The organism is Paraburkholderia sp. EG304, assembly GCF_046543485.1.
Lineage (GTDB): Bacteria > Pseudomonadota > Gammaproteobacteria > Burkholderiales > Burkholderiaceae > Paraburkholderia > Paraburkholderia youngii.
In genome coordinates this window covers 1-3655 of the sequence record NZ_JBKGUA010000156.1, presented here as the reverse complement: position 1 = coordinate 3655, position 3655 = coordinate 1, and the positions used below count along the sequence as shown (strand labels likewise).

At 58.4% G+C, this 3655-nt stretch carries 4 protein-coding genes and 1 pseudogene; 4 read left to right on the top strand and 1 reads right to left on the bottom strand.

Annotated elements, in window-relative coordinates; translation table 11 throughout:
• Positions 1-625 precede the first annotated feature (625 nt).
• The 3 genes from ACLFKU_RS42730 to ACLFKU_RS42720 are packed head-to-tail and all read left to right on the top strand — an operon-like array spanning position 626 to position 2709.
• Positions 626-1414: a TIGR04255 family protein gene (locus tag ACLFKU_RS42730; protein WP_410853256.1), complete on the top strand. Its 789-nt coding sequence runs from the start codon at positions 626-628 to the stop codon at positions 1412-1414.
• A gap of 23 nt (positions 1415-1437) precedes the next feature.
• Positions 1438-2052: a helix-turn-helix domain-containing protein gene (locus ACLFKU_RS42725; RefSeq protein ID WP_184228867.1), complete on the top strand. Its 615-nt coding sequence runs from the start codon at positions 1438-1440 to the stop codon at positions 2050-2052.
• Between the two features lie 9 nt (positions 2053-2061).
• On the top strand, positions 2062-2709 hold the full coding sequence (locus tag ACLFKU_RS42720) for a hypothetical protein (protein WP_410853255.1): 648 nt from the start codon (positions 2062-2064) through the stop codon (positions 2707-2709).
• Positions 2710-2748: 39 nt separating this feature from the next.
• On the opposite strand, the gene ACLFKU_RS42715 is transcribed toward ACLFKU_RS42720, so the two are convergent.
• A complete protein-coding gene (locus ACLFKU_RS42715) occupies positions 2749-3471 on the bottom strand; it encodes an IS6 family transposase (protein ID WP_410853257.1) in 723 nt (240 codons plus the stop codon).
• Positions 3472-3528: 57 nt separating this feature from the next.
• Here ACLFKU_RS42715 and ACLFKU_RS42710 point away from each other — a divergent pair.
• Positions 3529-3655, top strand: a pseudogene (locus ACLFKU_RS42710) (Tn3 family transposase); the annotation flags it as partial.

Genomic DNA, 3655 nt, shown 5'->3' with positions numbered 1-3655 from the left:
AACAGTCGTAGACAGACCGAATTAATTTCCTCGACGGCGTTCTCCCGCTCCGACAGATAGGCGATCATGATGCACCGGTTTTCCAATTGCGCTTCGACGACTCATAGTCAGCGACCAGAATCCCTGTAACATTCAGCGAAAGCTGGAAAAACGAGGCGCGGCATCCTGATTTTCGCATCAGGAAATCCTTACCCGGTACCCCGGCTTCTTGCGCTTGCGCGCTTCACCCGTCTTTAGTCTGGCTTTATATGGCATTATTCAATGCTGGCTTCATGATGTTGTTGCGCTTTTACACAACCCGCAGCATCTTTGCGATACCCCCATCCGGACAAAGCCCAATCGACGTAACACGGCGGCGGAGCCGGGGAAGCGACGCCACCGTTTTTGATTCGGCGGCCGGTCTCTATACGCTGGTGTGAGCGGTGGAGGATATAAGGCCCGGTTCATGGTCCGCGTGCGCTCGTTCCCACGCCACGTCGGGTGTCCAGCGACATGTCGCTCCCCGCGACGGCAGGCCGCGGGCCGGTTCTGAGCAGTTCTCCTTGTGAGTGTGTCAACTACAGTGTAAACTGACAACTGAAATGTCAACCTCACGTTTTCGCGCCCGCTGATCATGAATGGACGAATGGCCAATGCGCCGGTCTACTATGCCTTGCTGCAGGCGCAGTTCAACCCGATCCCGGCGATGGAAAAATACGCTGGGGAAGTGCAGGATCTGCTGCGCCGCGACGGGTATACGCTCTTCGAAGAGCAGGCGATGCCGCAACTGGAGTTCGTCTTCGAAGCTAATGACGCACCGCCTGTCCCCAAAGTCGGGATCCTGAAGGTCTGGCGGATGACTACGGCAGACCGTACGTCCAGTTTCGTGCTCAGCCCGACGTTCATCGCCTTTCATACTACCCGCTACGACACGCGCCGACAGTTTTTGCCAACCGGATTGCGCGGGCTTGAACACGTTCACAAGGTTGTGGGCCTTGATCATGTGAGTCGCCTAGGTCTGCGGTACCTAGATGCTGTGCAGCCGCGCGAGGCAGAGACGGTCGATCAGTATCTTGCTGGCGGCCTGCGCGGCGTCCAGTTTGGTGCGGTCGAGCAATCGGCATCGAGCGAGCAGGTATTCGAGACGCAGCCGGGGGTTTTGGCTGACCGGGGCATCCTTGTGGCGAGGGTGCATCGCGCCGTGGCTCCGCTTGGATTTCCGCCGGACGTAGCACCGCACGGACTCGTGATTAAAGACCGGTTCGCGAAGCAGGAGCCGCAGCGTCATGCGGTCATCGACACGGACCATTTCGTTCAGGGGCGATTTCCGCTTGACTTCGCGTCGCTCGCGAGCCAGCTCGAGGCATTACACCGAGATATCCGCCGGGCGTTTGAGGCGATCGTTACGCCTCATGCCCTAAAGGCTTGGTCGTAAAAAACTAATCAGGAGACGGACATATGCAATCATCATTGCCTGCGTTTGGCGCTGCGAAGCATTACCCGGTGATGTTGCGGCCGTTCATTGGGACGGGGTCTGCATATCCGCTTGAGAACGTAGACCGTTGGAGCGGGTACCTTTCACCTCGATCAGGACTCTTTGTCAGCGATGACACGGCGGCGCGGTCGCCGCGCAGGCGCCCGCGCGCGGATATCCGGACGGCGAAGGAACATCTGGAAAATGTCCGCGCAGTGCTGAATCCCGCTATTGGCGATCTTGCGGTTCTCTTCGACGTGTCGCGCCAGGCGATCTACAAGTGGCTGTCCGAAGAGTCGATGCCGGACGCGGACAGGCTCGCGCGCATCAGGACGTTGAGTCAGATCGCTGACGCGTTCAAGGCGGCAGGAGTCGCGCGCGCGTCGAGTCTCCTGAAAATGAAAGCGTTTGAAGATCGCTCCCTGTTCGACATCCTGGAGGCCGGGGAGGACAGTTCGGCGGCCGTGCAGACTTTGATTGAAGAGGCTCGGGCAATGGAGCGATCCTATGCACTCTCAGGTCTTTCGAATACCGCGGCTCCAGCCACAGCAGACTGGCAATCGGATGTTTCGATTCCAGGTGCTGCCGAGGATCGCTGAGGGGGCGGGATGCCGGGACGTGACAGTGCTTGGCGGCAAGGCAGTCTCATCGTTGACGCTCATGCGTCGAACCTCGGACTCGTCTTTGATGACGGCGGTCAACATCGCGTCGTTGTCATCTCGCACGACTGCGATCTCGCCAACGACAGGGAGCCCTTTGTCGAGTGCATCGTCGCGGACATCGTTGCGACGGCGGAGCCAACGTTCACTCGTGCCCGAAACGTACGCCGGCTTCATCTCTCCTACACCACGGGGGAAGGGCAGACGCTCGCGCTTGAACTGCGTCACGATGCCCGAAGCGTGGTCGGTACGGCGATGTTCGATGCGATCGCTGCCAATCCGGATGCGTCAGTCACACTGAATGCCGATGAGAAGAGGGCACTCAAGCAATGGCTGGCCGCGCGGTATGGTCGTCCGGCTTTCCCGAATGCGTTCGAGAATCGCCTTCGCCGAAAACATAAGGGCAAGACGGTTGAGCAACTGACCGGCAAGCTCCTCGAGCCATACAACGCCCATCTGGTGGGCGTTTTCTTCGACCTCGACACAGTGCGCTTTCAGGACCTCGAAGACGGTGAGCCTTACTTCCTACGCATCACCGTTGCGTATGACGCTACAGAAGGGGGGCCGGTTGCGCGTGCTGCGGTTCTGTTGCAGTAAGGGTGTCGGGACGAGAAATGTCGATATGATAAGTATTGCTTATGACACAAGGGAGTAAAACTGCTGGGAAGCAGACGACGGGTCTTTGCCGGCACATTTCATCTGTCCTTTCCTGATCATGTGCATTACCTCGATGCCGCCGAGAATGACCCTCGCACGGTGGAAGTTCTTGAATCCCTGCATCGGCCGGGGCCGGCGTTTGATAGCCCGATGGTCCTGTTCGACAATGTTGTTCAGGTACTTGATCTGACGGACCTTGATCGGCGTCTCGCGATCGGCATTCACCGCATCCAGTGCGGCCAGATTGGAGCCGCTTTTGTCGATGGTCACGGTCTCTGGCGTACCATTATGGGCGATCGCCTTTTCAAAGAACCGCCGGGCAGCGACCTTGTCCCGCCTGGCCCTGAGCAGGAATTCGACCGTGTCGCCCGCCTTGTCCACTGCCCGGTAAAGATATTTCCACTCGCCTTTGATCTTGATATAGCTCTCGTCCATTCGCCAGCTTTTCCCAACCGGACGCTTGTGCTTGCGGAAGCGCCTTTCGAAGAGCGGCAGCAGCTTGATGACCCAGCGGTACACCGTCGAATGATCCACCGCGATACCACGCTCGTCCATCATTTCCGCAAGATTGCGCAAACTCAGCGAATAGGCCACGTACCATCGCACGCACAGCAAAATCACTTCAAGCGGGTAGTGAAGGCGCTTCAGGACCTTGGCCAGGCCCGGCGCGAGTGTGGTTCGCGGTGTCTTCGTCTTCTTCATCGCACAGCTCAAAAATTTGCTACCCAATTTTAACGTGGGCCTTACTGCAACAGAACCCTTCAGAACGTCGAGCTGCGCCGACGCGTTCATGCCGGCTTGAACAAGGGCGAGGCCCGCAATGCGCTTGCGCGCTCGGTGTTCTTCTACCGCCTCGGGGAAATCCGCGATCGTAGCTTTGAGGCGC